Source organism: Streptomyces sp. NPDC001492, from assembly GCF_053597275.1.
This window is the reverse complement of the sequence record NZ_JBSFHW010000048.1, coordinates 42875-69121: the sequence shown is the minus strand read 5'-3', so window position 1 is coordinate 69121 and position 26247 is coordinate 42875. Positions and strand designations below refer to the sequence as shown.

The following is a 26247-nucleotide window of genomic DNA, read 5'->3' as shown; positions in this document are numbered from 1 at the left end:
AGGCCTCACGACGGGGTCAGACGGTGAGGACGAGCTTGCCCTGAAGGTGACCGCCGTCGAGCAGTCGGTGCGCGTCGGCGACGCGCTCGAACGGGAACGTCTCCTGCACGTGGACCCGGAGCTTTCCCTGTTCGACGAGGTCGACGAGTCCGCGCAGGGCGACCCGGTCGGGGTCGACCGCGATACCGCTGAAGCGCATGCCCGCCGCCTCGTACTTGGCGATGAGGTCCGGGTCGTCCTCGGCGGTTGCCGTCACCAGGTGACCGCCAGGGCGGAGCACTCCAAGGGACCGCTCGACGGTGTCGCCGCCGATCGTGTCGAGCACGACGTCGATGTCACGGACCTCGTTGGTGAAGTCGACCGCCATGTAGTCGATCACTTCATCGGCGCCGAACGCCTCGACGAACTCCCGCTTGCTCCCGCTGGCGGTCGTGATCACGTGCGCGCCAAGGGCTTTCGCGATCTGGATCGCGACGTGGCCAACCCCTCCGCCACCGCCGTGGACCAGGACGCGATCGCCCTTGCTGACGCCGGCGAGGTCGACAAGCCCCTGCCACGCCGTCAGCCCGACGATCGGAAGCGCAGAGGCTTCAACGTGCGAGAGCGAAGCCGGCTTGCGTACCAGGTGCAACGCCGGCGCCGACACGACCTCGGCGTACGCGCTCGCCGCCCGCGGGAACAGCGGCATCCCGAACACCTCGTCGCCGGGCCTGAACCGCCACGTCTGCGGGGCCTCCTCGATCACGCCGCTGATGTCCCAGCCGAGGATGAACGGCGGCTGGCCGATCAGCGGGAACTCGCCGGCGCGCAGGCGCGCCTCCAGCGGGTTCAGCCCGATCGCCTTGACACGGACGAGAACTTCGGTCGGGAGGGGCTGGGGCTCGGGCGCGTCCACGATGGTGAGCACTTCGGGACCGCCGAGCGTCTGCTGGGTGATGACTCGCATGACTCTCCTGGCTTGGGAAGGGAAGAGAACCCAGGCTAGGTTTCCGATAGGAACCAACCGGTACCTGAGGCGCCGGTACCTTTGGCGCCATGAGCGGTCGTCCCGGTGATCCCTTTCTTGCCGACTGTCCGGCGCGCCTGGCGGTCGAGCTGATCGCCGACAAGTGGACGGTGGTCGTGCTCGCCGGCCTCAGCGAGGGCCCGGTGCGCCATGGCAAGCTGATCGAGCTGATCGGCGGCATCTCCCGCAAGATGCTCACCCAGACGCTCCGACGGCTCGAGGCGCACGGACTCATCAGCCGCCATGCCTACGCCGAGGTGCCGCCCCGCGTCGAGTACGAGCTCACCCCGCTCGGAGCGACGCTGATCGATCCGATCCACACGCTGACCGAATGGGCCAGGGCAAACGGCGATGCAGTGCTCGACGCGCTCGACACTGACCTCGAACCGGTCACCCACAGCGACTGAGGCTCCTGCCAGGGACAGCCCCCTCTAGACCCACCCCAGCTGGTACAGCCATCCAGCCGCCCCCAGCGCTCAGCCGTGCGACTAGGTTCGATGAGACAGAAGGACGAACGACTCGCTTCGTTGAGAAAGCGACTCGACTGAGTGAGACGGGACAGTCTTCCCGGCCGGCAGTTGCACGACGGTGGGCACCGCTTCCCCCTTGCCGCAGATAACAGGGCCGCTTCACGTACGGCCCGGACAACGTCATCGCAGGTGACGAACCAAGCTCCCGCAGATAATAGGGCGTTATCTGCGGAACGACTTCAGACGGGTCCTGCCGTCGATACTCCGTCAGCCGCCCACCAGGGCCGACAGATCCTTAGCGCCGGTTTTCGTTCCGATGTTCCTCAACCCCCTCTTCCCACCGACCTCTCACCCCACGTTGTGCAGGGCGAGAGGAGCGGCCTTGCGTCACCTGCGCCGGGTGGGGGTCTCCGAGGGCTCCTGGCCCGAGGCACGCACCGAGGTGTGGCCCGGCTTCTTGAGGTGCCGGGGCACGACGTCCTGGGGGAAGGTCAGCTGCTGGTTCATCCACTTCAGGGTGGCCGGCATCTCCCGTACCCAGGTCGGGAAGTTGTGGCTGCCGTGGTCGGGCAGGATCGACACCACCCGCATGGGCGCCTTGACCGCCTTGATGAAGGCCAGCGTCTCGGGGTAGCCCCGCTCGCCGCTCTTGCTGTCGGCGACCAGGACGGAGACCTGCGGGGCGGGAAGGTGCTTGAGCCGCCACATCAGGTCGTGCCCGTTGATCCGGTTGACGCGGCCCAGTCCGCTGCCGAACAGGTTGCCGGTCGTGGGGTCGTCCTTGATCCTGTAGTCGGGTGAAAGGGCACCTGCCGTCGTGTACACGTGCGGGTTGCGCATCGTCAGCTGCAGGGCGCAGGTGCCGCCGGAGGAGTAACCCATGACGCCCCAGGCGGTGGCGTCGTGGCCCACCCGGTAGGTGGACTTCAGGGCGTCCGGCAGGTCCTTGGCCAGGAAGGTCTCGGTCTGCGGTCCGCCAGGAACGTTCACGCACTCGGTGTCGCGCGGCGGAGCGATCGTCGGACGGATCATCACCATGATGGTCGGCTGCATCTGGCCGGTCTTCTGCAGTTCTCCGGCGGTCTGCGACACCCGCAGGTACTGCGCGAGGTTGAAGATGCTGCCGGGGTAGCCGCTGAGCGCGACGATCACCGGGAAGCGCTGCCGGTGGTACGCCTTCTGGAAGTACTGCGGCGGCAGGTACACGAAGGCGGGGTCGACGACACCGGTGCGGCGGCCGATGACCTTCACGGACTCGACTCGCCCGTTCACCGCTGCGGGGCCGGTGGGCAGTCCGCTGACCCGGTTCAGCTGCTCGGTGCCGTTGGGCTGTATGAGGGCGCCCTTCACGGAGACGCCGGTGATGGCCCCGCCGTCGTTGTTCCCGCCCGCCTGGGTGACACCGACGGGCGCGGTGTCGACGTTGCCGAAGAGCTCGCCCCACGATCCGAAGAACTGGTACGACGAGTTCAGCCAGCACGCGAAGGCCGCGAGGATCGTCACCTGGGCCACTCCGACGGCCGCCAGCCGTCCGAGTACCTGCCAGACGCCCTGCTTGGCGAGCCGTGGCCACAGCCAGACCAACAGCGCCACACAAATGGCGGCCACGGCCGCCATCACGTACACAGTCGTCTCGCTGGTCAAACCCATGCCACTCAGTCCCCGGTTTCCTTGCCCGTGGTTTTTCCGTCACCCAGGAGGAGGGTTGCGGACCCTTCCGCGTTCCCCAAGAAACGCTAATGGGACAAAGCCCATACCTCTTTCTTGTTTTCCCGGAAAGACCGTCAACGGAGGTCAGGAGCCGTCAGCCGTTCGGAGGGACCTGCGGTATGTGACGCAGTCCTCATACGCCGGGAGCAGACCCTGGGCCTCCGCCTCGGCGAGGGTCGGCGCCTGCTCGTCCTTCGGGGACAACAGCGGCTCCACACCGGCCGGCCACTCTATGGCGAGATCCGGGTCGAGCGGATGGATACCGTGCTCACGCTCGGGGGCGTAACCCTCGGAACAGAGATAAACCACGGTCGCTTCGTCCGTCAGAGCGAAGAAGGCGTGGCCGAGGCCCTCGGACAGATAGACGGCGTGATGGGTCTCGTCGTCGAGCCGGACGGCCTCCCACTGCTTGTACGTCGGCGATCCGACACGGATGTCGACGACGACGTCGAGGACCGCGCCGCGTACGCACTTGACGTACTTGGCCTGGCTCGGCGGAACGTCGGCGAAGTGGATGCCGCGCAGGGTGCCCCGTCTGGAGACGGAGCAGTTGGCCTGCGCCAGATGGAGGTCCTGGCCGGTCGCCTCGCGGAACTCGGCGCCGCGGAACCACTCGTGGAAGCTGCCGCGGTCGTCGGGGAAGACCTTGGGCTCCAGTACCCAAGCGCCGTCAATGCCCAGTGGTCGCACGTATCGATCCTAGTTCGCGTCGTTCGGTTCGGTTACTTCTTCAGAGCCCGACGGAGTCTGCCCGCCGCGCGGCGCAGGAACGTCGGCCTCGCCGGGCGAGCGGCGGACCTGCGCCGCCCGGGCTCCCTGGCCAGGTCGGCGGCCGGGACGGGTTTGACCTCGGCACCACCCCTCGCGGGGACCTCGAGCGCCAGCGGGAGCGCCACCGGCTTGCCGGCGCCGGACGACGGCAGGATCAGCTCCAGCCGCCACTGGCCGCCCGTCAGCTCATCGAGCGGGAGTCCGGCGCTCAGCTCGGCCCCGCCGGTCGCACGGGCCGCCAGGGTGGCGGGGAGGTCGGCCGAACGGCTGGTCGCGAGGTCCGTCAGCTTCAGGGTCACCCCGCTCTCGCCCCGGACGTGGAGGGGCAGGGCAACGGTGAGGCGGTCGGGGCCCGTTGTCACGGTGGCGTCGGCGGCGGTGAGACCGGAGAACTCGTACGAGATCCGGTTGGTCTTCCGGCCGATGTCGAGCGAGAGGTTGCCGTGCGGGTCGGTCCAGTACGGCAGGACCAGGTGGGCCGGGGAGCCGACGACCGCACCGGTACGTCCGCGCCCGGCCTCCTCGCTGCGTACCGAACCCAGGCGGGTCTCCTTGGTCCACCCGCAGGAATTGATGCGGATGAGGACGTCCCAGATGCCCGCATCCAGTGCGGCGCCGTTGGCCGCCGACAGCGGGTCGACCCGCGAGGTGGCGTGCAGCAGCTGCCGGAAACAGCCGTCCCGGCCCGCCACGGCGACCTTCTCCCGGGTGAGCTCGACGGGCTGGAAGAACTCCGCGGCCGTCGCGCGCTCCCGCACGACGAGGTCCGCCTTGGACTGGCCCAGCGGGGCGGAGGTGTCGGCACCGAGCAGGGCGAGGGCCTCCAGGGCGGCCTGAGGCAGCGGCGGAACGAGCAGGTCCTTCTCGTCGTCGGCACGGAAGGCGACGGGCTCACCGCCCGACGTGTACTCGGCGGTGAAACCGATCGTCAGCCTGCCGTTCTCCCAGCCGAGGTTCTCGAGGACGCCGGAGGGCTTGATCTCCGACTCCCACCGGGCGAACTCCTCCAGGTCGGGGAGCCGGTCGGCCGCGATCAGGCCGGCCACGATCTGGTGCGTGGGCGGCATACCGGCCGCGACTGAGGGTCCGAAGCGTTCGACGACCACCTTGTGGATCTCGTCGAACAGTTCCCGGCGGTAGTCGGCGGGCAGCTTGAGCAGCCGCTGTCCGCGCATCCGCTCGACCATTTCGTTGCGCAGCCAGCGGCGGAAGAGCCGGTCGCGCAGCGGACCGGGCTCGGTGAGTTCCTCGACGACGTCGAGGGCCTCACGGAGGTTCTTGAAATAGCCGACCGGGTCGAATCGCTGGAAGCCCGCGTTGGAGGCGTCCTCGCGCTTGACGTGGTAGTAGCACAGGTAGTCGCTGAGAACGGCGACGTTCTCGGCCCGCAGATAGGCCTCGGTGACGAAGACGTGGTCCTCCAGACGGCGGCGCCCCTCCAGGTAGCGGAGGTTGTGCTTGTCCAGGAACGCCTTCCGGAACATCTTGTGCGGGGTGAGACTGTCGATCAGCGGCGCGTTCGCGACGTTCGCCTGCGGCCGGTTCTTGCGGAACAGCTCCCGCGGGACCGGGCGGCCCTTGCCGGCCATCTTCCCCACGATCACGTCGGCGCCGTTCTCCACGCCGTAGTTGTACATGCGCTCGAGCGCTTCGTCGCCCAGCCAGTCGTCGTTGTCCACGAACTGGATGAACTCGCCCTGGGCGGCGGCGATACCGGTGTTGCGCGGCTTGCCCGACCAGCCCGAGGGCTCCTGGTGAATGACGTGCATGTGCGGGTACTCGGCGGCGAGCCGGTCCAGACGCTCGGGGGTCTCGTCGGTGGAACCGTCGTTGACGAAGATCGCTTCGTACTCGTCGTCCGGCAGGCTCTGACGCAGAAGGGAGGCTATGCAGTCCTCGATGTAGTGGCCCGGGTTGTATACCGGGATGACCACGCTCACCTTGATGGGCATGCGCCTTCTTTCCGCCTCGGTTGCTGGGGAGTCACCCGCGCCACCTCCGGCGCACGACGCCGCCCGGTAAGCGCTCGGCGAAGAGTAGAGGTATCAGGTAAGCCTCGGTTATGAAAACTGAAAGTCCATGGTGTAAATCGATCAAAAAAACTCCCGGAATGGCCTCGAGAACGGTGCAGGAACGCTCGGTACGTCATTTAACAGGACCCCGGCTAGAATCCCGCCCATGAAGGCACTCGTACTCTCCGGTGGATCGGGCACCCGCCTGCGTCCGATAACCCACACATCGGCGAAGCAGCTGGTACCCGTCGCCAACAAGCCCGTTCTCTTCTACGGGCTCGAGGCGATCGCCGACGCCGGCATCACGGATGTCGGAATCATCGTCGGCGACACCGCCGAGGAGATCCGGGAAGCCGTGGGCGACGGCTCCAAGCTGGGGATCGACGTCACCTATATTCCGCAGGAAAAGCCGCTCGGCCTCGCGCACGCCGTGCTCATCGCGCGCGACTTCCTGGGCGACGACGACTTCGTCATGTACCTCGGTGACAATTTCATCGTCGGCGGCATCACGGGCCTCGTCGACGAGTTCCGCACGGAACACCCCGACGCCCAGATCCTGCTGACCCGGGTGCCCAACCCCACGTCCTTCGGTGTCGCCGAGCTCGACGAGAGCGGCCGGGTGAAGGGACTGGAGGAGAAGCCGAAGCAGCCCAAGAGCGACCTCGCGCTGGTCGGTGTGTATCTCTTCACGCCCGCGATCCACGAGGCCGTCCGCAGCATCGAGCCCTCCTGGCGCGGCGAGCTGGAGATCACCCACGCCATCCAGTGGCTGATCGACCAGCGCAAGGACGTCCGCTCGACGACCATCTCCGGCTACTGGAAGGACACCGGGAACGTCGCCGACATGCTGGAGGTCAACCGCTCCGTCCTGGAGACGCTCGAGCCCCGCGTCCAGGGCGACGTCGACGACTCCAGCGAGATCATCGGCCGCGTGCAGATCGACGCCGGTGCAGAGGTCCGCGGTTCGCGCATCGTCGGCCCCGCCGTCATCGGCCCCGGATCGGTGATCAGCGACTCGTACATCGGCCCCTTCACCTCCATCTCCGAGGACTGCCGGATCGACGACAGCGAGATCGAGTACTCCATCGTCCTGCGCGACTCGTCCATCACCGGCGTACGGCGGATCGAGACCTCGCTGATCGGCCGGAACGTCCAGGTCACCCCCGCGCCCCGCAATCCCGCAGCCCACCGACTCGTCCTCGGCGACCACAGCAAGGTACAGATTTCCTCATGACTACGAGAATCCTGGTGACCGGCGGCGCCGGTTTCATCGGCTCCCACTACGTCCGTACGCTGCTCGGCCCCGAGGGGCCGGGGGACGTGGCGACAACCGTCCTGGACAAGCTCACCTACGCGGGAAATCCAGCCAATCTCGACGAGGTACGCGCCCACCCCGGCTTCGCCTTCGTCCAGGGCGACATCTGCGACCCGGACCTGGTCGGCAAACTGATGGCCGAACACGACCAGGTGGTGCACTTCGCCGCCGAGTCGCACGTGGACCGCTCCATCGACGGCGGCGCGGAGTTCGTCCGCACCAACGTCGTCGGCACGCACACCCTCATCGACGCCGCGCACCGGGCCGGCATCAAGACCTTCGTGCACATCTCCACCGACGAGGTCTACGGCTCCATCGACGAGGGCTCCTGGCCCGAGACCCACCCGCTGCAGCCCAACTCGCCGTATTCCTCGGCCAAGGCGTCCAGCGACCTGATCGCCCTGTCGTACCACCGCACCCACGGCCTCGACGTCCGCGTCACCCGCTGCTCCAACAACTACGGGCACCACCACTTCCCGGAGAAGGTCATCCCGCTGTTCATCACGAACCTGCTGGACGGCAAGAAGGTCCCGCTGTACGGCGACGGCGGCAACGTCCGCGACTGGCTGCACATCGACGACCACGTCCAGGGCATCGAGCTGGTGCGCACCAAGGGCCGCCCGGGCGAGGTCTACAACATCGGCGGTGGCACCGAACTCTCCAACAAGGAGCTCACCGGACTGCTGCTGGAGGCCTGCGGCGCCGACTGGGACACCAGCGTCGAGTACGTCGCCGATCGCAAGGGCCACGACCGCCGCTACTCCGTGGACTGCACGAAGATCCGCGAGGAGCTCGGCTACGAACCCCGCAAGGACTTCGCCACCGGCCTCGCGGAGACCGTCGCCTGGTACCGCGACAACCGCGCCTGGTGGGAGCCCCTGAAGGAGCGGGCGGCGCTGTGACCTCCACCTGGCTGATCACCGGCGCGGGCGGAATGCTCGGCAAGGACCTGCTGGCCCGCCTCGCGGCCGACGGCGTGCGGAGCGTCGGCCTGGCCCGGGGGGACCTCGACATCACGGACCCGGTGGCGGTGCACGGCGCCGTCGCGGAACACCAGCCGGACGTGGTGGTCAACTGCGCCGCCTGGACCGCCGTCGACGACGCGGAGACCCGGGAGGCCGAGGCGCTGCGGATCAACGGCGACGGTCCCCGCAACCTGGCCGCGGCCTGCGCCAAGACCGGCGCCAGGCTGCTCCAGGTCTCCACGGACTACGTCTTCGCGGGCGACGGCGCCTCTCCGTACGCGGAGGACGCCCCGACGGCCCCGCGCAGCGCCTACGGCCGCACCAAGCTGGCCGGTGAGCAGGCGGTGCTGACCGCACTCCCGGACGCGGGCTACGTGGTGCGCACGGCATGGCTGTACGGGGCGGGCGGCGGCAATTTCGTCCGCACGATGATCAAGCTGGAGGCCGTCAAGGACGCTCTCGACGTGGTCGACGACCAGCGCGGCCAGCCCACTTGGACGGTCGACCTCGCCGACCGGCTGGTCCGCCTCGGGCACTCGGCGCTGGCGGGTACCGCTCCGGCGGGCATCTACCACGGCACCAGCGGCGGCGAGACCACCTGGTTCGGCCTCACCCGGGAGATCTTCCGGCTGCTCGGCGCGGACCCCGAGCGGGTCCGCCCCACCACCAGCGCCGCCTACGTCCGCCCGGCCCCCCGACCGGCCTACAGCGTCCTCGGTCACGACCGCTGGGCAGCCGCCGGGATCGAGCCGATCCGCGAGTGGCGCGAGGCCCTGCAGGAAGCGTTTCCGGCGCTGCTGGCGGCCGAGCGGCCGTAAGCCGCCGTCCAACTCCCCTTGAACGGGCGGGGTGGCCGGGATCCTTCGCTGATCTCGGCCACTCCGCCCTTCTGCAGCTCCACGGCGGCACCGCCCCGCTGATTCCTGGCTTTCATGCACATGTGGTGCGCGGGACACCTCAACGTTGCCGCCCGTTCTCACCGTGAATTTCGCTGATTCTCACGAAGTAAGAGATTTCTCATCATTGGAACCCGGCGTCCGGTCGCTCCCTCATGCAGGGCAGCGAAGGAGGTCGAAAAATGGGCGACAGCCCCACGCAGACGAGCAACACGCTCATGCGGCGGTTCGCGCCGAGACTCGATCCGCTCCCTCAGCGGCAGCCGTGGCGTGGGGAGTTGGGAAAGGCACTGCCGGCACTGACGTTGTTCGTCTCCGTGCGGCTGGCCGGGGTGATCATGGCGACCTTGTGGTCGCTCCACCTCGGCAGGCACCCGCGAAGCGTGGCCGGCCTGGAATGGGACGGCCACTGGTACTGGCACATCTCCCAGTACGGCTACGGCCTGATCGTCCATCCCAAGGGCGGCCACGCCGTCTGGAACGACCTGGCGTTCTTCCCGCTCTTCCCGGGGCTGATCCGCGCAGTGGACACGGTGCTGCCGATCGGCCCGGTCAACGTGGCGCTGCTCATCGCATGGACCGCCGCCCTGGCAGCGGCCTGGGGCGTGTACGCGGTCGGTGAGCTGCTGCACGGACGACGCGTCGGGATCCTCCTCGTGGCGTTGTGGGCGCTGCTGCCGCACGCGATCATCCTGACGATGGCGTACACCGAGCCCGTCATGACCGCCTTCGCGGCCTGGGCGCTCTACGCGGTACTGACCCGCCGCTGGCTGACCGCGGGAACGCTGGCGGTGCCGGCCGGGCTGTGCCGTCCCAACGGCCTTGCCGTGGCGGCCGCCGTGGTCACCGGCGCCGTCGTTCATCTCTGGCAGCTGCACCGCGCCGGTGCGCCCACCGCGCCACGCGCCTGGGCGGCCGCCGCCGTGGCTCCCCTCGGATGGCTGGGCTACATCGGCTGGGTGGGGCTCCGGACCCACGACCCCCTCGGCTACTTCCACGTACAGAGCCTGTGGGGCTCGAAGTTCGACTTCGGCCGCTACACCGCCCGCACGTTCAAGCACCTGATCGTGGGGCACGACGTCCTCGCCGTCTATGCCACCGCCGCGATCGTCCTCGGCTTTCTGCTGCTGTTCGTCTTCTGCGTCCTGAACAGGATGCCCCTGGCCCTGGTCGCCTACTGCGCGGTCCTCATCGTGATGGCGGTCGGCGGCGCCCACTTCTTCAGCAGCAAGCCGAGATTCCTGCTGCCGGCCTTTCCGCTGCTGCTCCCGCTCGCCCGGCATCTGGCACGCAGCAGTCTGCGCACCCTGGTCATCCTGCTCACCGCCCTGGCCGTCGTGTCCCTCTTCTACGGCACCTACCTGCTCACCGTCTCCCATCGGGCTCTGTGACGGCAGGGCGGTTACGCAGGGCCGTGCGATGACCCCGTGTGCGGCTGCGCTCAGAGGTCGTTCGGGGTGCCCAGGCCCGTGAGGGCACCCACCGGGTCGAGGTCCGGAGTGCCACGGGGCCACCAGTCGTCATGGCCCGGCTCCGACTCGTAGGCGTACCACAGGCCGTCGCGGCCGAGGCGGAGCTGGACGTGGCCGCGGGGGTGGGTGAGGTGGTTGCGCCAGGGTCTGAAGGCGGGGAGGTCGGCGGCGAGGAGAAGGGGGCGGGCGCGGTCGAAGCGTCCGGCGGGCGGGTCCCAGGGTTCCTCCAGGACGGCGAGGCCTTCGAGGCCGCCCTGCCGCCAGGCGGCGACCGCTCGGGCCAGCTCGGCGGGGGTGCGGCCGGCGGCCGAGGCGAGCGAGGCGTAGAGGGCGCGGGTGCCGGCGGTGAGGCCGGAGCCGGGGCGGGCGGCGGCGAGCCGGACGGCGTCCTGCCACAGCGTCAGCTCCGCCACCGGGTCACGGCCGGTGCTGAGCAGTGCGTGGGCCCGGGCAGCGGCGTCGGTCGCCAGCTGGTCCAGCGCGAAGGGGTCGGGGCCGCCCGGGGCCGCCGGGTAGACCGGGGGCTGCTCGGGGTGCGGTGGGACGGGCAACGGGGCCGGGAGCGGCGGTAGTCGGCGGGGCGTGAGGGCTTCCGTGGCGCGGACGCCGGGAAGCGGGGCCGGTTCCTGCTCCTGGGCGGCGCGGGCCGCGCGCGTGGCGCTCAGGCGGGAGAGCGCGTCGAGCAGCTCGCGTTCCCCGCGGCCGCGCAGCAGGAGCAGTACGAAGGGGTCGGCGTCGAGCAGGCGTGCCGTCTGGTAGCAGAGTGCGGCGGCGTGCTTGCAGGGGTGGCCGCGATCGGGGCAGCTGCAGTGCGGGTCGAGGTCGCGCGGGCCCGGCAGCAACGGCACTCCGCAGTCGGCGAGACCCTGGGGCAGCTCCTTGTCGAGCAGCGCCGCGATGTGCCCGGGCCGCTCGGCGGCGGCGTCCAGGAACCGCGCCCAGTCGGCGTCCTCCAGCGTACGCAGCCGCACCTGCACGCGGTACGGGCGCGGGCGGCTGCCCTGCACATACGCGAGCACGAGTCCGGGCGTCACCGTGATGGCGTCCACATGGCCCTGCTCGGCGTAACTCCGGCCACGCGCCAGCCGCTTGGCGTCCAGCGCACCCTCCTCCAAGGCCGTGACCCAGGCATTGCCCCACCATGTCTCCGCGAAGCGGGCGTCGGCGGCGGAGGCCGGGGAACGGGTGGCGCGGGGCGCGAACGCGGGGAAGGTACGGCGCAATTCGCTGTCCCGGCCGGGGGCGGCCATGGAGTGGGGGCGGGAGGCCGTGGGGCCGGTCGGGGATTCGCCGGGGAAGGGGGGCGGGGCGGAGCGGGCGGTGCCAAGACTCTGGACTTCGGCGAAGGGCTCGGCGGGCCCGGCTGTCTGCGGGCCTTCATCGGAGGTGGGCGTCCGGGGGTTCGAATTCGCCTCCCGTGCAGGGGGGTTGTCGTCCGGGACCTCTCCTGGACCGGCCGCCGTGGGAGGCATGTGGAAGGCGCCGGCAAGCAACTCCTTCAGATCCCGGGCCTGGACACCGGCAGCCCGGCGAGGCGCACCACCGCGACTTCGATCGGCCGCCGACGCCCGCCGCGACCGACGCCCGGTGTCGCCCACGGCACGCTCGGCGTCCACCCGAGCCTCACGCAACTCCGCCCGCGCGGCCCGCAACGCCTCACGAGCGACATCAGCGGGCCGCGCACCGGCACGGGGCCACTCACCCGCAGACTCGCCACCCGCCGATGCACTATCCGCATCCGGCAGCACGGAACCCGGCGCCTCACCCTGGCGCTCCGCGGTGGCTGCCGCGTCGCCGCCCGGTGTGCCCATGGGCGACACACCGACCGCCGCGTCGTCCGGCGGCGGGCCGGGGACGGCACCGTCCGTGCTGCACCCCGGAGCACCTCCACCACCGTCAACTCGGCCAGTCCCTACCGCCGGAGGGACCCCATCCGCGTCTGCTCCCCCACCGGACGCAACACCCGAAGCACCTCCCCCGAAACCTCCCGCCCCGGCGCCCGACGCCACGGCGTCCGCGAACCCGCCCCCACCTGACGGCATCTCCGGCGTGTCCCCGACCGCGGTCTCCGACACCGGCCCCGCCGAGTCAGGGGCGCCGGACACGGCGTGCGTGGTCCGGCCCGCGGCGTCCGCGTCGCGTCTGGCGGAGACTGCTCGGCGCAGCGCCGCGCGGGCGGCGTCGGCGGGCCTTGCCTCCGCGCCCTCCGGTACCTGGGGCCGCTCGGAAGGCTGGTCGTCCCCGGGGGCGTTCCCCGCCACCGGCTCCTGTGCTGCCTGCCCGGCCGGCCCCGGCTCCTGTGCCGCACCCCGCTTGGACGCCGGTTCGTGTCCCGCGCCCCTCCCCCGCTCCGGTGCGCCACGGTTCTCCGTGCCGTGCTCCCGTGCCTCCCTCAGGGCCCGGCGGGCCTCGTCGGCCGGGCCCGGGGTCATGTCGGCCTCCGGAGGGTGACCAGGTCGGTGAGTTCGCGGTCGGTCAGTTCGGTGAGGGCCGACTCGCCGGAACCGAGGATGGCGTCGGCCAACGCCCGCTTGGACTCCAGCATTTCGGCGATGCGGTCCTCGACCGTGCCCTCGGTGATGAGGCGGTGGACCTGGACCGGCTGGGTCTGGCCGATGCGATAGGCGCGGTCGGTGGCCTGTTCCTCGACCGCCGGGTTCCACCAGCGGTCGAAGTGGATGACATGGCCCGCGCGGGTCAGGTTCAGGCCGGTGCCCGCCGCCTTCAACGACAGCACCAGTACGGGGGTCGCACCGCCCTGGAAGCGGTCCACCATCCGTTCGCGCTCCGGTACCGGTGTGCCGCCGTGGAGCAGGTCCACCGGGACCGCCCGGGAGGCCAGATGCGCGGTGATCAGGCGGGCCATCCCCACGTACTGGGTGAAGACGAGTGCCGAACCGTCCTCCGCCAACAGGGTGTCCAACAGCTCGTCCAGGAGGGCGAGTTTGCCGGAACGCGCGAGCAGCCGTTCGCCCTGGGCGGCCTCCTCCTTGAGATACAGCGCGGGGTGGTCGCAGATCTGCTTCAGCGCACCGAGCAGCTTGAGCACCAGGCCCCGGCGTGCGATGCCGTCCGAGGTCTCGATGGCCAGCATGGACTCCCGCACCACCGCCTCGTAAAGGGCCGCCTGTTCACGGGTGAGCGGCACCGGGTGGTCCGTCTCCGTCTTGGGCGGCAGCTCCGGGACGATGCCGGGGTCGGACTTCTTGCGGCGCAGGAGGAAGGGGCGGACCAGACGGGCCAGGCGGGTCACCGCCTCCTCGTCCTCGCCGTTCTCCACGGCGCGCGCGTGCCGGGCGCGGAAGGCTTTCAGGGGGCCGAGGAGTCCCGGTGTCGTCCAGTCGAGCAGGGCCCAGAGTTCGGAGAGGTTGTTCTCCACGGGGGTGCCGGTGAGGGCCACGCGCGCGGGGGACGGGATGGTGCGCAGGGCCTTCGCCGTCGCCGAGTACGGGTTCTTCACGTGCTGCGCCTCGTCCGCGACGACCATGCCCCAGCGCTGCTCGGCCAGTCGTGGTGCCGTCGTCCGCATCGTGCCGTAGGTGGTCAGGACGAAGCCGCCGGTCAGGTCGTCCAGGGTGCGGTCCGGGCCGTGGAAGCGGCGGACGGGGACGCCGGGCGCGAAGCGGGTGATCTCCCGCTGCCAGTTGCCGAGCAGGGAGGCGGGGCAGACGACCAGGGTCGGCTCGCTGCGGGCGCGCTTGAGGTGCAGCGCGATGAGCGTGATCGTCTTGCCGAGTCCCATGTCGTCGGCGAGGCAGCCGCCCAGGCCGAGGGAGGTCATGAGGTCCAGCCAGGCCAGACCCCGGAGTTGGTAGTCGCGGAGGGTGGCGTGCAGCTCCGGGGGCGGTTCGGCGGGACGTACCCCGGCCGTCAGACGGTCACGCAGGGCCGCCAGGGCGCCGACCGGTACCGCCTCGACCGTCTCGCCGTCCACCTCCGCACTGCCGCTGAGCGCGACCGAGAGCGCGTCCACCGGGTCGAGCAGGCCCAGTTCGCGCTTGCGGGCCTTGCGGACCAGGGCGGGGTCGACCAGGACCCAGCGGTCCCGCAGCCGCACCACCGGACGGTGAGCCTCGGCCAGCGCGTCCATCTCGGCCTCGCTGAGCGGGTCGCCGCCGAGCGCCAACTGCCAGCGGAACTGGAGGAGTTCCTCGCTCTCGAAGAAGCCGGTGCCGTCGGTCGCGGAGCCCGGAGCGGGCCGGACCACCGCGGCGGCGCTCAGGTCCTGGGCCAGGTCCCGGGGCCAGTGCACGGCGACCCCGGCGGCCGCGAGCCGGGTCGCCGCCACGCCGAGCAGTTCGCCGAGCTCCTCGTCGTACAGCGGCAGGACGTCGGGCACGTCCTGCTCGGAGAGCCGGTCCAGCGGCGGCCAGATCCGGGCCGCGCGCCGCACGGCGAGGGCCGCGTCCACGCGGGCGCGGGGGCCGAACGCCGCGTCCGCCTCGCCCGCCCACAGGGCCGCCGCGTCGGTGATCAGCGTGGGGTCGGCGAGGCTGTGCACCTGGACGATCGCGGCGCCCGCGGTGCGCACGCCCTCGTCCCGGTCGAACAGCTCGTACGCCGACAGGTCGAGGCGGAGCGAGATGCGCACGCCCGCGTCCATGCCGGCGGCGACCTCGGCGGCCCAGTCGTGGGCCTCGGGCAGGCGCTGCGGGCGGCGGTCGGCGAAGGGCCTGCCGGAGGCGTGCGGTGCGGCGGGGGTGCGCGGGAGGGTGTCGGCGACCGCGTCCAGGAAGGAGCGCAGCAGCGCCTCCGGCTCGGGCAGCCTGAGCGGGCCCGGTCCGGGCAGCGGGACGGCGTGGCCCTCGTACGGCAGGGCCGCGGCGACCGACCGGATGTGTGCGATGTCGTCCGGGTCCAGGGGGCCGGCCCGCCAGGCGTCGTGTCCGGTGGGTGTCAGACCGGGCAGCAGGCGTCCGCGGGCGATGAGCCGCAGCGCGTGCAGTGCGGCCGCGCCCCAGCAGGCGGTGGCGGGGTGGGCGGCCGGGTCGCGGCGGGCACGGACGAGGTGGGGCAGCGCCTCGCCGACCGGGAGGGAGAGCGCGGGGGCGGTCCTGCGCCGTACTCCCGCGCCATGCGGTCGTACGACCGTGAGCTCGGTGTCCCCTGCGGTCAGTGGGCCGCCCTCGGGATCCCAGAAGGCGATCCGGCCGTCCCTGGGCAGCGGGGCGGGCAGGAAGACGGCCGCAAGCCCGACGGGCACGGACTCCCCCGCGCCCTGCTCCCCCGCTCGCGCGGCCACCGCAGCGGTGTCGCTCATACGACCTGTCACCTCCCGTCCCGTGAGTCGGATCAGACGTCTTCGACTCTACGGGCGGGGTCTGACAATCGGCTCCGGCGGCCGCGCCGAGGCCGGCCGCGTCAGGGAACCGTACGGGAGACGACGTAGAAGAACGGGTTGTTCCTGTTCCCGAGGCTCATCATGACGTACTGGGTGGGCTTGGGTGCCTTCTGCTCGTGGACCAGGCCGTACCAGGGGCCCGGGCTGGTGAAGTCCCAGCCGGTGATCTTCTGGTCGCGTGCGCTGATGGTGATGTCGCCCCGCTTCAGATCGGCGCGGGTGACGCCCATGTCGTGGAGGAAGACGTCGAGGTTGCGCAGGGGGGTCTGGAACTGGACGTAGAGACGGCTGGTCTTCCAGTTGTTCGTCTCGTAGCTCGCGACCTTGCCCGAGGGGTGCGGCATCGGCACCTGGTAGAGGCGGCGCTGCACCTTCGACGGCCAGCCCTTGGTCAGGCCGGTCGCCGCGTACTTGGCCTCCTTGTCCTTGCCGCTGTCGCGGCTCTGGCTGGCGGAGATCGCCAGGTAGCCGGCCGGGACGCCGATGAGCAGCACGATGATGAGCAGGGTGAGCGCCCTGCGGCGGATCTTGTGCCGGCGGTCCTCGGCCGGCTTCCGCGGCTCGTCCGGGGGCAGGGCCTGGCGCGGCAGCGAGGCGGTCATGCGGTGTCCCTGGTGGAGCGGCGGGTCTCCAGATACCGCCCGTAGCGCTCGTGCCGCTCGACCCGGCGCCGGTTGGCACGGCGGAAGCGGCGGGCGACCAGGCGGGCGAGGTCGGCGGCGCCGACCATGCCGGCCTCGGGGCCGAGCTGGGCGCGGGCGATACGGGCCTCGGGGCGGTAGCCGCGGCCGGTGAGCTGACGCTTGAAGGCGTCCCGCGCGGGGCCGATCAGCAGGTCGTCGGCGGCCGAGACACCGCCGCCGATCACGAAGCAGGACGGGTCCAGGGCGGCCGCCAGGTTCGCGATGCCGACACCGAGCCACTGCCCGATGTCCTGGAGCAGCTCGATGCACATCGCGTCGCCCTCGCGGGCCAGCTCGGTGATCATCGGGCCGGTGATGTCGGCGATGTTGCCCTTGACGTGCTCGATGATCCCGTACGCCACCGGGGAGTCGGCGGCGGCCAGTTCCTTGGCCTCGCGGACCAGCGCGTTGCCGGAGCTGTACTGCTCCCAGCAGCCGCGGTTGCCGCACGGGCAGCGGTGGCCGCCGGGCACGACCTGCATATGGCCGAACTCACCCGCGACGCCGTACTTGCCCCGCTTGACCTGGCCGTCCTCCAGGATCGCACCACCGATGCCGGTGCCCAGCGTGATCATGACGAGGTGGTCCTCGCCGCGGCCCGCGCCGAAGCGCCACTCGGCCCAGGCGGCGGTGTTGGCGTCGTTGTCCACCAGGACCGGGACCGCGAGGCGGCCCGCGATCCGGTCCCGCAGGGGCTCGTTGCGCCAGGACAGGTGAGGGGCGAACAGGACGCGGTTGCGGTCGGCGTCGACCCAGCCGGCCGCGCCGATGCCGACCGCGTGCACGTCGTGCCGGTCGGAGAGGTCCAGGACCAGTTCGACGATGGTGTCCTCGACGACCTTGGGGCTCTTGGACTTGTCCGGGGTCTCCGTGCGGAGCTTCTCCAGGATGTTTCCGTCGGCGTCGACGACGCCCGCCATCACTTTTGTGCCGCCGATGTCGATGCCGACCGTGGGCACGCGGGGTGCGGTCAGGTGCGAGCGGCGCTCCCGTGTGCCGACGGTACGGAGCGCGGGGGCACGCCTGGACCCTATGGGGGCGGTGAAGTTGCCGTAGGTGCTCATCAAGGCCCGATTCTGCCTCACCGTGGGTAAGGGTGCTGTGCTGGGGAGCACAGGGGGGCGCCGTGTGTGGCGAAGTCCGCAGACCCGACCGGTTTGTCCTGACATTGCGACGAACCGGGACCGGCCCCGGCCTCCGGCCCCTCAGGACCGTACGAGCAGCTGGAACTCGAACGAGTAGCGCGTCGGGCGGTATGTGTGGGTGCCGTACTCGACCGCGCGGCCCGTGTCGTCGAACGTGACGCGCTGCATGGTGAGCAGGGGGGCGCCCTCGGTTTCGGCGAGGCGCTCGGCCTCGGCGGCCGTGGCGGCGCGGGCGCCGATCGTCTGGCGGGCGCTGTGCAGGGTGATCCCGGCGGCGCGCATCATGCGGTACAGGCCGGTGGCCTCCAGCTGGGCGGTGTCCAGGTCGAGCAGGCCCGGCGGGATGAAGTTGCACAGGTGGGCCATCGGCTCTCCGTGGGCCAGCCGCAGGCGCTCCACGCGGTGGACGTCGCTGTCCTCGGCCACATTGAGGGCCGCGGCGACCTCGGCGGTCGCGGGTACGACCTTGTTGACGAGCACCTTGGTGGCGGGGCGCTGGCCGGCCGCCTCCAGGTCGTCGTAGAGGCTGGAGAGCTCCAGGGGGCGCTTGACCTGGCTGTGCACGACCTGCGTGCCCACGCCGCGGCGGCGCACCAGGAGGCCCTTCTCGACGAGGGACTGGATGGCCTGGCGGACCGTGGGCCGGGACAGGCCGAGCCGTGCGGCCAGCTCGATCTCGTTGCCCAGCAGGCTGCCGGGGGTGAGCGCTCCGTGCTCGATCGCCGCTTCGAGCTGCTGGGACAGCTGGAAGTACAACGGCACCGGAGAGCTCCGGTCCACACGGAGCTCGAGCGACGCGGTCGGGTCCACTTCTGGTTTCGGCACGGGGCGAGCGTAGCTCCACGAGTTGTTGACGGGAAGTTGTGTAGTTCGATTGTCCGGACATATGCATTGACAGCGTACGCACTGAACCCTCACTTTGTTTTCATGCGCATCGGGGTCATCGGTACGGGCCGGATCGGCACCATCCATGCGAACACGCTCAGCCGCAACCGCGAGGTGGGGTCGCTGATCCTCACGGATGTGGATCCGGCGCGGGCCCAGGAGCTCGCGCTCCGCCTCGGGGAGACGGCTGCGCCGGGGGTCGACGAGATCTTCAAGTGGGGCGTGGACGCCGTGGTGATCACAACGGCGACGTCGGCCCACGCCGAACTGATCGGTCGGGCAGCACGCTCGGGGCTCCCGGTGTTCTGCGAGAAGCCCATAGCGCTGGATCTGCCCGGAACCCTGCACGCCATCAGCGAGGTCGAGGCGGCCGGGACGATTCTGCAGATGGGGTTCCAGCGCCGCTTCGACGCGGGCTACACGGGCGCACGCGACGCGGTGCTCTCGGGCCGGCTCGGGCGGCTGCACACCGTACGGGCGGTGACCTCCGACCAGGTTCCTCCCGCTCCCGGGTGGCTGCGGCTGTCCGGCGGGCTGTACCGGGACGCGTTGATCCACGACTTCGACGCGCTGCGCTGGGTGACGGGACACGAGGTCGTCGAGGTGTACGCGGCCGGGTCCGACGCCGGGCCGCCGATGTTCCGGGAGGCCGGTGACGTGGACACGGGGGCCGCGCTGCTCACGCTCGACGACGGCACCCTCGCCACGGCCACGGCGACGCGGCTGAACGGCGCCGGCTACGACGTCCGCATGGAGCTGGCCGGGGAGCTCGACCAGATCGTCGTCGGTCTGGACGACCGCACGCCGATCGCGTCCACGGAGCCGACCGGGCCCCCGGCGGCGGACAAGCCGTGGTCCGGCTTCCTTGAGCGCTTCGGACCTGCCTACGAGGCCGAGCTGGCCGCATTCGTCGAGGTCGTCCTCGGCCGGCGCCCCAACCCCTGCGACGGTCGCGAGGCCCTCCAGGCGCTGCGCATCGCCGAGGCCTGCGAGGTCTCCCGGCGAGAGCGCAGACAAGTCGCACTCGCAGAGATCCCGGGCCGGGCCGAGACCGCCTTCAGGTGAGCCGCCCCAGCCCGAGGACCAGGCCGGCGGCCGCCGGCCGACCTGCGGAGGTTCCGGGGCGGGTGGAGTCGGTGTTCAGGTGAGCAGGCGTATCGCGGGGGCCGCGGCGTCCGTCGCCATGAGGGACTCGCAGTGGGCGCATCTCAGTTCGTACGGCCGGACCAGATTGGTCTGGATGCTGGTCGTGCCCGACTCCTTGGTCTTCGGGCAGTGGTAGCGCAGGTTCAGACGCACCCAGGGGTGGCTGGTGGGCGCCATTCCCCGTCTGCTGTCCCTCACGTCCTCGAAGGGGGCCCACCAGAAGTCCACCAGGGCCCGTAGTGCGAGCCGCTCGGAACCGGAGGTCGTGTCGTACGCGGCGATCCGGCCGGCGGTGTAGTGGCTGCGGAAACCGCTGCGGCTGCCCGAGCACAGCGCCCGTTCGGCGCCGCGCTCGTAGACCGTGGTGCGGCCGGTCCGCTCGCAGATGAAGCAGTCCACGCTGAACTCCAGCTTGGAACTCCAGTGCAGATGGTGGAAGTCGTCGCCGCCGAGCGGTCCGGTCAGCTCGGCGGTGATCTCCGCGGTGCGCAGCACGCATGCCCCCCTGGGAACGTCCGGATCACGGTGTTCTACCAGCGCACCGGCAGACTGCGCACCCCGCGCATCAGCATGCCGGGGAGCCAGTCGCCGGGTGGGCCGTCGAGGGCCAGGCCGGGGGCTCGCTCCAGGAGGGCGCGGATCGCCGTACGGGCTTCGAGGCGGGCCAAGGGGGCGCCGAGGCAGTAGTGGATGCCGTGGCCGAAGGCCAGGTGGCCGCGGGTGTCGCGGTGGATGTCGAAGCGGTCCGGGGCGGGGTAGCGCAGTCCGTCGCGGTCGGCCGCGGTGAGGCCGACCATGACGAAGTCACCCTTCGCCACCTGTGTGCCGCCGATCTCCAGGGGTTCGGCGGCGAACCGGAACGTGGCGTTCTCCACCGGTCCCTCGTAGCGCAGCGTCTCCTCGACCACCCCGTCTACGAGGCTCAAGTCGGCGCGCAGGGCCGCGAGTTGGTCCGGGTGGGTGAGCAGGGCGTGGACGGCGTTGCCGATCAGGTTGACCGTCGTCTCGTGCCCGGCGATGAGCAGGATGAAGGCCATGCCGCGCAGTTCGCCCGGGGAGAGCCGGTCGCCGTCCTCGGCGGTGGTGCGGATCAGCTCGCTGAGCAGGTCGCCGCTCGGCCCGGACCGCCGCTTGTCCTCGATCAGCTCGGTGAGGTACTCGGCGAGCCGCGTGAACGCGTTGTGTTCGAGGTCCGCGTCGGTCGGCGCGACCGCTTCCGAGGACATCTTCCGGAACTCGCCGCGATCCAACTCCGGTACGCCGAGCAACTCGCAGATGACGGTGATCGGCAGCGGATACGCCAAGGAGTCCACGAGGTCGGCGCGGCCGCGCGGCAGCATGGCGTCGAGCAGTTCGTCGGTGATCTCCTGGATCCTGGGCCGCAGCTCCTCCACGCGGCGCATGGTGAAGGCCCGCGAGACCAGGCCGCGCAGGCGTGTGTGCTGGGGCGGGTCGCAAGCCAGCAGGTGCTTCCCGATCAGCTCCTCGTCGAGGAACACCATGCCGATCCTGCTGCCGTCCTTGGCCAGCCGCGGGTCGGCGAGCGCCGTGCGCGCCTCCTCGTGGCCGACGACGAGCCAGGTCACGTGGTGCTGGTCGGGCACGGGCAGCCGCACCCGGTGCACCGGCCCGCGCTCGCGCAGTCGCGCGTACACGGAATGCGGGTCCTCGCGGAATCCGTCGCCGAACTCCCCCAGGTCGATCAAGTCCGCCATGCTCTCCCCGTCCCGTCCCGCCCCGTCCCCCGCCCGGTTTTCCCCCGGTGCACCGACAACGCACGGCGGGCGGCGTCAGTGCCCGGGCACCGCCTGATGCCACGGCCGATGTGCTGCGCCGCGGGGCGCGACAAGCCACGACGACGCCGCGGACGACCGACCGGCACATCCCCGCGGAGCGCTCAGTGCCCGTTCCCCTCCGGCTCCTCCAGAAGGCCCGCGTCGTACGCCAACAGGGCGACCTGCACACGGTTGTTGAGGTCCAGCTTGGCCAGGATGCGGGAGACATGGGTCTTCACGGTGGCGACGCTCATGAAGAGCGTGGCGGCGATCTCTGCGTTGGACAGGCCCCGGCCGACCGCGACGGCAACCTCGCGTTCGCGGTCGTTGAGGGCGTCGATGCGCACGCGCGCGTGCGTGCGCCGGGTGTCGGCCCCGGAGCCCGCGGCGTGCTCCATCAACTGCCGTGTGACGGTGGGTGACAGCACGGGGTCGCCCACCGCGACCCGGCGCACGGCGTCGACGATCTCGGCGGGCGGGGTGTCCTTCAGGACGAACCCGGCGGCTCCCGCGCGCAGGGCGCGCAGTACCTGTTCGTCGGCGTGGAAGGTGGTGAGGACCACGATCTGCGGGGCGTCCTTGCGGTCCCGCAGCCGCTCGGTGGCCGTGAGGCCGTCGACCGACGGCATCCGGATGTCCATGAGGACCACGTCGGGGCGGGTGCGGTCGACGAGTTCCTCGACCTCGGTGCCGTCGGCGGCCTCGCCGACGATCTCGATGTCCTCGGCGCCGCCCATCATCAGGGACAGCCCGGCCCGCACCAGGGGGTCGTCGTCGACGAGGAGCAGTCTGATCGCAGTCATGGGCCTTACGTAATCACGGTGGGCGGGGCCGCCGCGGCCGGGTCGCCTCATCCCCAGGGCAGCCAGGCCCGCACCCGGAACCCGCCGTCCGGCTCCGGCCCGTGCTCCAGCCGGCCACCGGTCAGGGTGGCCCGTTCCGTCAGCCCGATCAGCCCCTGCCCGGAGCCGGGCACCGCGGGCACCTCCCCCTCCGGGGCGGGATTGCGTACGTCCACGACGAGGCCCTCGCCCGGGGTGCCCGTGACGGAGACGGTGACCTCGGTGCCGGGGGCGTGTTTGCGGGCGTTGGTCAGGGCCTCCTGGGCGATGCGGTACGCGGTGCGGCCGACGGAGGACGGGACGGCGGCGGGGTCGGTGACGCGGCTTGCGAGGGTGACCTTCATACCGGCCTCGCGGCACTCGGCGACCAGCCCGTCCAGCGCGGCGAGCGTCGGCTGCGGGCGGCCCGCGTCGTCGGGCTCGCCCGCCCGCAGGACGCCGATGATCTCCCGCAGGTCCTGGAGGGCCTCGTGCGCGCTCTCCCGGATGACGCCGGCCGCCCGCGCGACCTCCTCCTGGGGCGCGTCGGGCCGGAACTCCAGGGCACCCGCGTGCACGCTCAGCAGGGTCAGCCGGTGCGCGAGGACGTCGTGCATCTCACGGGCGATGGCCTCGCGGGCGAGCCGCTGCGCCTGCTCTGCGCGCAGCTGCGCCTCCGTCTCGGCACGCCGGGCGCGGTCGCGCAGGCTCACCATGAGCTGGCGCTTGGACCGTACGAACATGCCCCAGCCGATGACGGTGAGGGTGAACAGCTCCGCGAACGCGACCGCGCCCGCGTACGGCAGGTCGGGGTCCGGGCGCATCCAGAAGAACAGCGGGATCAGCGCGAGGGAGATACCGCCGATCCAGGCGACGTACCGGAAGGGCCGGTGCACGGCGAGGGTGAAGACGGCGACCATCCCGGCGCCGCCCGCCGTGTTCGACAGGAGGCCGACGGGGATCATCGCGACGGCCAGCCCGAGCGGCCACCGGCGGCGCGCCCACACCGCGGCGCAGGACAGCGCACCCAGCAGCTGGTCGACGACGGCGAGGGCGTGCGGGGTGTGCGTGTCGTGGTGCAGGGTGTCCGCGGCCGCCAGACCGATGGCCACGGCGAGCAGGAAGCAGGTGAAGTCGACGACCCAGTCCCGCGCGGTGCGCCGGGGCCGCCCGGGTCGCCCGGCATCGGGGTCGATCTCGTGCAGTAGGGCCGACGGGAACAGCCATCTGCGGCCTATGACCCCCGCGGCCGGTGTCGGCTTGTCATCCCTCACGGTCGACAAATCTACGCAGTACGGCGCGCCGTCACCCCTCCACACGGCGGATTCACGACCAAAGTCGCGCCCTTGGAGACTTTAGGTGCACGGCGTCGCCGGACGGTGGACTTCCGTCGGGCACGACTCGCCCCGCGGCCGATGTCTGTGGGGGGTCCGCGGGGCGAGGGTCGGAGCATGAAGCAGCTGCTGGAGCTCGTCGGATTCATCGCCCTGGTGCAGGGCGTGCTGGGCCTGGTGCACGAGTTCACCCACTGGCATGCGGGCCTCGTGCAACGGCTCGGCTTCCTGGACGGCTACGGGGTCTATGCGAGCGTCGCCCTGGTGGTGCTGGCGCTCGCGCTGTTCGCCGCCGCGGAGAGCCGGAAGTCCGGATGAGCGCCGACCGGACTTCCGGCGCACCGTTCCCTCGGAGCGACTGAGCGGGGGAAGTCGCTCAGCAGCCGAAGTCGATCAGGTTGAACGTGGCGTAGTGGTCCGAGGTGTAGTAGTCCTCCTGGGTCTCCTCACCGGTCACGATGCGGCGGGCACCGCGCGTGGAGGAGCCGGGGGTGATGACCGTGTACTCGTGGTAGTACCCGGACGGCTGGCTGGGCAGGACCCGCTCGCGGTTCGAGAAGACGGTGCCGTCCTGCGAGTACGGGTACGGCCCGCCCTGGTCGATCAGGTCGAGGGTGTCGTGCGCCTGGGAGGGCAGGGCGCTGTAGCAGATGCTGCCGACCGCGGCGGACGCCGGGGTGGCGGTGACGGCGCCGCCCACGAGGAGGGCGGACAGCAGGGCGGCTGCGGCACCGATGCGAGTGGTGCGTGTGGGGGATGTCATGCCCTCATGATGACGCGCGTAGACAGTGGCATGTCAATGTCAAGTCCGGAGATTTTCCCGTCAAGTCCGATGAGTTTTCCGCGCGTTAACCTGCGGCCCGGCGTCCCCACGCGGTCCCCACAAGCACCAGCGCACCGCCCGTCAGACCGAGGACTCCGAGCCGTTCCCCGCCGAGCGCGATGCCGGCCGCGGCGGCCCACAGGGGCTCGGTGCCGAGCAGCAGGCTGACCCGCGAGGGGGAGGTCCGGCGCACGGCCCACATCTGCACGAAGAACGCGAACAGCGTGCAGCACACGGACAGGAACAGCAGCCCGGCCCACTCGCGCACCCCGAAGCCGGCCGCCGTGCCCCACGGCGTGGTGTCGGCGCCCGCGGACAGGACCGCGAACACGACGACGGCGGCGCCGAGTTGGACGGTGGTGAGCGGCAGGGCCTCCGCGCCCCGGACGGCCCTGATGCGGGACATCGCGAGGACGTGCACGGTGCGGGCGAGGGCGGCGAGCAGCATCAGCAGGTCGCCGAGGGAGGGGCGGGTGAAGCCGCCGCCCTGGGTGAGCAGGACGACGCCGAGCACGGAGAGGCCGGCCGCGGCGAGGAACGCCCGCGGGGGCCGGACGCGGGTGACGGCGGCCTCGGCGAGCGGCGTGAAGATCATGGTGAGGCTGATGATGAGGCCGGCGTTGGTCGCCGAGGTGTGGACGACGCCGTATGTCTCCAGCAGGAAGATCCCGCCGAGGATCAGCCCGAGCAGGGCGGCGCCGCGCCACTGGGCGGCGGTGAGGGCACGCAGGGAGCGCCGTGCGACGACGGCGAGCACGGGCAGGACCACGGCGAAGCGCAGCACCAGCACGGCGAGCACCGTCCGGGCGGTGGTGATGTCCTTGGCGGCGAGATAGCTGGCGCCCCACACGACCGCGACGAGCAGTACGGGCAGGTCGGTGAGCCAGGCCCGGCGGGGCGCGAGCGGGCGCGGTACGGCGATCGACGACATGCGGGCGGCTCTCCCGGTCTCCGGCGGGTGTGCGGAGACGTCGGCGGCTCCCACGGGAGCGATCACCGTACCGGCGCGGCTGATCTTCGGCTAGGCGTTTTCCGGCAGCTCGTACGAGCCGTAGTCGGGCCGTCCGGCCACGTCGTACGTCTGGATGGAGACCCCGGCGGGGGTGGTACGGCCGCCGGTGTGGCGGAACTTGGTCGGTACGGCGCCCTCCCTGAAGAGCCGGAGGCCGGTGCCGAGCACCACCGGGAACGTCACCAGGTGGAGGGTGTCGACGAGGCCGAGGTCCAGCAGGGACTGGACGAGGGCGCCGCTGCCGTGCACCTGGAGCTCGCCGTCGGTGCGCTCCTTGAGGGCGGTGACCTCCTTGGCGAGGTCGCCGCTGATCACCGTCGTGCCGGCCCAGGCGGGGTCGGTGAGGGTGGACGAGGGGACGTACTTCGGCAGCGCGTTCAGCTGGGCGGCGATGCGGTTGGCGGGGTCGGTCACCTTCGGCCAGTACGCGGCGAAGATGTCGTACGTTCGGCGGCCGAGGAGGAACGCGGCGGGGCGCTCGAAGACCTCGCCGACGAACCGGCCGAAGTCCTCGTCGCCGTACACGAAACTCCAGCCGCCGTGCTCGAAGCCGCCCCGGGTGTCCTCCTGGGGGCCGCCGGGGGCCTGGTAGACGCCGTCGAGGGTGACGAAGATCGTGGAGACCAGCTTTCCCATGGCGGGTGCCTGCTTCCTGGTGTGGGGTT

The 26247-nt window shown here is 71.2% G+C and carries 23 protein-coding genes; 7 read left to right on the top strand and 16 right to left on the bottom strand.

Annotated elements, in window-relative coordinates:
* Positions 1 to 16 precede the first annotated feature (16 nt).
* Positions 17 to 946 carry an NADP-dependent oxidoreductase gene (locus tag ACWC1K_RS41175; RefSeq protein ID WP_450838302.1) on the bottom strand — a complete coding sequence of 310 codons (930 nt, stop codon included), beginning with the start codon at positions 944 to 946 and terminating at the stop codon, positions 17 to 19.
* A gap of 89 nt (positions 947 to 1035) precedes the next feature.
* Between ACWC1K_RS41175 and ACWC1K_RS41170 the strand changes: the two genes are divergently transcribed.
* Positions 1036 to 1413: a winged helix-turn-helix transcriptional regulator gene (locus tag ACWC1K_RS41170; RefSeq protein ID WP_450838300.1), complete on the top strand. Its 378-nt coding sequence runs from the start codon at positions 1036 to 1038 to the stop codon at positions 1411 to 1413.
* Between the two features lie 450 nt (positions 1414 to 1863).
* Here ACWC1K_RS41170 and ACWC1K_RS41165 read toward each other — a convergent pair whose 3' ends face one another.
* The 3 genes from ACWC1K_RS41165 to ACWC1K_RS41155 all read right to left on the bottom strand — a co-directional run bounded on the left by ACWC1K_RS41165 (position 1864) and on the right by ACWC1K_RS41155 (position 5909).
* On the bottom strand, positions 1864 to 3126 hold the full coding sequence (locus ACWC1K_RS41165) for an alpha/beta hydrolase (RefSeq protein ID WP_450838298.1): 1263 nt from the start codon (positions 3124 to 3126) through the stop codon (positions 1864 to 1866).
* 144 nt (positions 3127 to 3270) lie between these two features.
* Positions 3271 to 3876 carry a dTDP-4-dehydrorhamnose 3,5-epimerase gene (gene rfbC / locus ACWC1K_RS41160; RefSeq protein ID WP_450838296.1) on the bottom strand — a complete coding sequence of 202 codons (606 nt, stop codon included), beginning with the start codon at positions 3874 to 3876 and terminating at the stop codon, positions 3271 to 3273.
* A 32-nt stretch (positions 3877 to 3908) separates the two neighbouring features.
* On the bottom strand, positions 3909 to 5909 hold the full coding sequence (locus ACWC1K_RS41155) for a glycosyltransferase family 2 protein (RefSeq protein WP_450838294.1): 2001 nt from the start codon (positions 5907 to 5909) through the stop codon (positions 3909 to 3911).
* Positions 5910 to 6135: 226 nt separating this feature from the next.
* On the opposite strand from ACWC1K_RS41155, the gene ACWC1K_RS41150 reads away from it, so the two are divergent.
* The 4 genes from ACWC1K_RS41150 to ACWC1K_RS41135 all read left to right on the top strand — a co-directional run bounded on the left by ACWC1K_RS41150 (position 6136) and on the right by ACWC1K_RS41135 (position 10536).
* Positions 6136 to 7203, top strand: coding sequence for a glucose-1-phosphate thymidylyltransferase (locus ACWC1K_RS41150; RefSeq protein ID WP_450838292.1), 1068 nt, complete (start codon positions 6136 to 6138; stop codon positions 7201 to 7203).
* Positions 7200 to 8186, top strand: a complete 987-nt coding sequence (gene rfbB / locus ACWC1K_RS41145; RefSeq protein WP_450838291.1) for a dTDP-glucose 4,6-dehydratase — start codon at positions 7200 to 7202, stop codon at positions 8184 to 8186. The genes ACWC1K_RS41150 and rfbB overlap by 4 nt, the downstream gene beginning before the upstream one ends.
* A gap of 32 nt (positions 8187 to 8218) precedes the next feature.
* Entirely contained in the window at positions 8219 to 9067 is an 849-nt protein-coding gene (gene rfbD, locus ACWC1K_RS41140) for a dTDP-4-dehydrorhamnose reductase (RefSeq protein WP_450838317.1), read from the top strand.
* A gap of 260 nt (positions 9068 to 9327) precedes the next feature.
* The gene (locus ACWC1K_RS41135; protein ID WP_450838289.1) at positions 9328 to 10536 is read left to right on the top strand and encodes a hypothetical protein; all 1209 of its coding nucleotides are present in this window, start codon (positions 9328 to 9330) and stop codon (positions 10534 to 10536) included.
* A 50-nt stretch (positions 10537 to 10586) separates the two neighbouring features.
* On the opposite strand, the gene ACWC1K_RS41130 is transcribed toward ACWC1K_RS41135, so the two are convergent.
* From ACWC1K_RS41130 to ACWC1K_RS41110, 5 genes are all read right to left on the bottom strand, one after another.
* A complete protein-coding gene (locus tag ACWC1K_RS41130) occupies positions 10587 to 13049 on the bottom strand; it encodes an SWIM zinc finger family protein (protein WP_450838288.1) in 2463 nt (820 codons plus the stop codon).
* Positions 13046 to 15877, bottom strand: a complete 2832-nt coding sequence (locus tag ACWC1K_RS41125) for an SNF2-related protein (protein WP_450838287.1) — start codon at positions 15875 to 15877, stop codon at positions 13046 to 13048. Before ACWC1K_RS41125 ends, ACWC1K_RS41130 begins: the two co-directional genes overlap by 4 nt.
* 101 nt (positions 15878 to 15978) lie before the next feature.
* Entirely contained in the window at positions 15979 to 16560 is a 582-nt protein-coding gene (locus tag ACWC1K_RS41120; protein ID WP_450838285.1) for a sugar kinase, read from the bottom strand.
* Positions 16557 to 17705, bottom strand: a complete 1149-nt coding sequence (locus tag ACWC1K_RS41115) for an ROK family glucokinase (RefSeq protein WP_351468048.1) — start codon at positions 17703 to 17705, stop codon at positions 16557 to 16559. The genes ACWC1K_RS41120 and ACWC1K_RS41115 overlap by 4 nt, the downstream gene beginning before the upstream one ends.
* Before the next feature lie 141 nt (positions 17706 to 17846).
* Positions 17847 to 18596, bottom strand: coding sequence for a GntR family transcriptional regulator (locus tag ACWC1K_RS41110; RefSeq protein WP_450838316.1), 750 nt, complete (start codon positions 18594 to 18596; stop codon positions 17847 to 17849).
* A gap of 117 nt (positions 18597 to 18713) precedes the next feature.
* Here ACWC1K_RS41110 and ACWC1K_RS41105 point away from each other — a divergent pair, with 117 nt between their 5' ends.
* Complete coding sequence (locus ACWC1K_RS41105; RefSeq protein ID WP_450838283.1) at positions 18714 to 19736, top strand: Gfo/Idh/MocA family protein; 1023 nt, start codon at positions 18714 to 18716, stop codon at positions 19734 to 19736.
* Between the two features lie 75 nt (positions 19737 to 19811).
* On the opposite strand, the gene ACWC1K_RS41100 is transcribed toward ACWC1K_RS41105, so the two are convergent.
* From ACWC1K_RS41100 to ACWC1K_RS41085, 4 genes are all read right to left on the bottom strand, one after another.
* On the bottom strand, positions 19812 to 20312 hold the full coding sequence (locus ACWC1K_RS41100; RefSeq protein WP_450838282.1) for a hypothetical protein: 501 nt from the start codon (positions 20310 to 20312) through the stop codon (positions 19812 to 19814).
* Positions 20313 to 20347: 35 nt separating this feature from the next.
* Positions 20348 to 21532 carry a cytochrome P450 family protein gene (locus ACWC1K_RS41095; protein ID WP_450838280.1) on the bottom strand — a complete coding sequence of 395 codons (1185 nt, stop codon included), beginning with the start codon at positions 21530 to 21532 and terminating at the stop codon, positions 20348 to 20350.
* A 182-nt stretch (positions 21533 to 21714) separates the two neighbouring features.
* A complete protein-coding gene (locus tag ACWC1K_RS41090; RefSeq protein WP_450838279.1) occupies positions 21715 to 22395 on the bottom strand; it encodes a response regulator transcription factor in 681 nt (226 codons plus the stop codon).
* A gap of 47 nt (positions 22396 to 22442) precedes the next feature.
* Positions 22443 to 23696, bottom strand: a complete 1254-nt coding sequence (locus ACWC1K_RS41085) for a sensor histidine kinase (RefSeq protein ID WP_450838278.1) — start codon at positions 23694 to 23696, stop codon at positions 22443 to 22445.
* A 168-nt stretch (positions 23697 to 23864) separates the two neighbouring features.
* On the opposite strand from ACWC1K_RS41085, the gene ACWC1K_RS41080 reads away from it, so the two are divergent.
* The gene (locus ACWC1K_RS41080; protein WP_450838277.1) at positions 23865 to 24065 is read left to right on the top strand and encodes a hypothetical protein; all 201 of its coding nucleotides are present in this window, start codon (positions 23865 to 23867) and stop codon (positions 24063 to 24065) included.
* 58 nt (positions 24066 to 24123) lie between these two features.
* On the opposite strand, the gene ACWC1K_RS41075 is transcribed toward ACWC1K_RS41080, so the two are convergent.
* From ACWC1K_RS41075 to ACWC1K_RS41065, 3 genes are all read right to left on the bottom strand, one after another.
* A complete protein-coding gene (locus tag ACWC1K_RS41075) occupies positions 24124 to 24510 on the bottom strand; it encodes a ribonuclease domain-containing protein (protein WP_450838275.1) in 387 nt (128 codons plus the stop codon).
* Between the two features lie 85 nt (positions 24511 to 24595).
* Entirely contained in the window at positions 24596 to 25501 is a 906-nt protein-coding gene (locus ACWC1K_RS41070) for a DMT family transporter (protein ID WP_450838314.1), read from the bottom strand.
* Between the two features lie 90 nt (positions 25502 to 25591).
* Positions 25592 to 26218: a dihydrofolate reductase family protein gene (locus ACWC1K_RS41065; protein ID WP_450838274.1), complete on the bottom strand. Its 627-nt coding sequence runs from the start codon at positions 26216 to 26218 to the stop codon at positions 25592 to 25594.
* Between the last annotated feature and the right edge of the window lie 29 nt (positions 26219 to 26247).

Bases quoted from the DNA above. Each gene is read 5' to 3' on its own strand.
- ACWC1K_RS41175 (WP_450838302.1), bottom strand. From the start codon at position 946: ATGCGAGTCATCACCCAGCAGACGCTCGGCGGTCCCGAAGTGCTCACC.
- ACWC1K_RS41170 (WP_450838300.1), top strand. From the start codon at position 1,036: ATGAGCGGTCGTCCCGGTGATCCCTTTCTTGCCGACTGTCCGGCGCGC.
- ACWC1K_RS41165 (WP_450838298.1), bottom strand. From the start codon at position 3,126: ATGGGTTTGACCAGCGAGACGACTGTGTACGTGATGGCGGCCGTGGCC.
- ACWC1K_RS41155 (WP_450838294.1), bottom strand. From the start codon at position 5,909: ATGCCCATCAAGGTGAGCGTGGTCATCCCGGTATACAACCCGGGCCAC.
- ACWC1K_RS41150 (WP_450838292.1), top strand. From the start codon at position 6,136: ATGAAGGCACTCGTACTCTCCGGTGGATCGGGCACCCGCCTGCGTCCG.
- rfbB (WP_450838291.1), top strand. From the start codon at position 7,200: ATGACTACGAGAATCCTGGTGACCGGCGGCGCCGGTTTCATCGGCTCC.
- rfbD (WP_450838317.1), top strand. From the start codon at position 8,219: ATGCTCGGCAAGGACCTGCTGGCCCGCCTCGCGGCCGACGGCGTGCGG.
- ACWC1K_RS41135 (WP_450838289.1), top strand. From the start codon at position 9,328: ATGGGCGACAGCCCCACGCAGACGAGCAACACGCTCATGCGGCGGTTC.
- ACWC1K_RS41130 (WP_450838288.1), bottom strand. From the start codon at position 13,049: ATGACCCCGGGCCCGGCCGACGAGGCCCGCCGGGCCCTGAGGGAGGCA.
- ACWC1K_RS41125 (WP_450838287.1), bottom strand. From the start codon at position 15,877: ATGAGCGACACCGCTGCGGTGGCCGCGCGAGCGGGGGAGCAGGGCGCG.
- ACWC1K_RS41120 (WP_450838285.1), bottom strand. From the start codon at position 16,560: ATGACCGCCTCGCTGCCGCGCCAGGCCCTGCCCCCGGACGAGCCGCGG.
- ACWC1K_RS41115 (WP_351468048.1), bottom strand. From the start codon at position 17,705: ATGAGCACCTACGGCAACTTCACCGCCCCCATAGGGTCCAGGCGTGCC.
- ACWC1K_RS41105 (WP_450838283.1), top strand. From the start codon at position 18,714: ATGCGCATCGGGGTCATCGGTACGGGCCGGATCGGCACCATCCATGCG.
- ACWC1K_RS41095 (WP_450838280.1), bottom strand. From the start codon at position 21,532: ATGGCGGACTTGATCGACCTGGGGGAGTTCGGCGACGGATTCCGCGAG.
- ACWC1K_RS41090 (WP_450838279.1), bottom strand. From the start codon at position 22,395: ATGACTGCGATCAGACTGCTCCTCGTCGACGACGACCCCCTGGTGCGG.
- ACWC1K_RS41080 (WP_450838277.1), top strand. From the start codon at position 23,865: ATGAAGCAGCTGCTGGAGCTCGTCGGATTCATCGCCCTGGTGCAGGGC.
- ACWC1K_RS41075 (WP_450838275.1), bottom strand. From the start codon at position 24,510: ATGACATCCCCCACACGCACCACTCGCATCGGTGCCGCAGCCGCCCTG.
- ACWC1K_RS41070 (WP_450838314.1), bottom strand. From the start codon at position 25,501: ATGTCGTCGATCGCCGTACCGCGCCCGCTCGCGCCCCGCCGGGCCTGG.
- ACWC1K_RS41065 (WP_450838274.1), bottom strand. From the start codon at position 26,218: ATGGGAAAGCTGGTCTCCACGATCTTCGTCACCCTCGACGGCGTCTAC.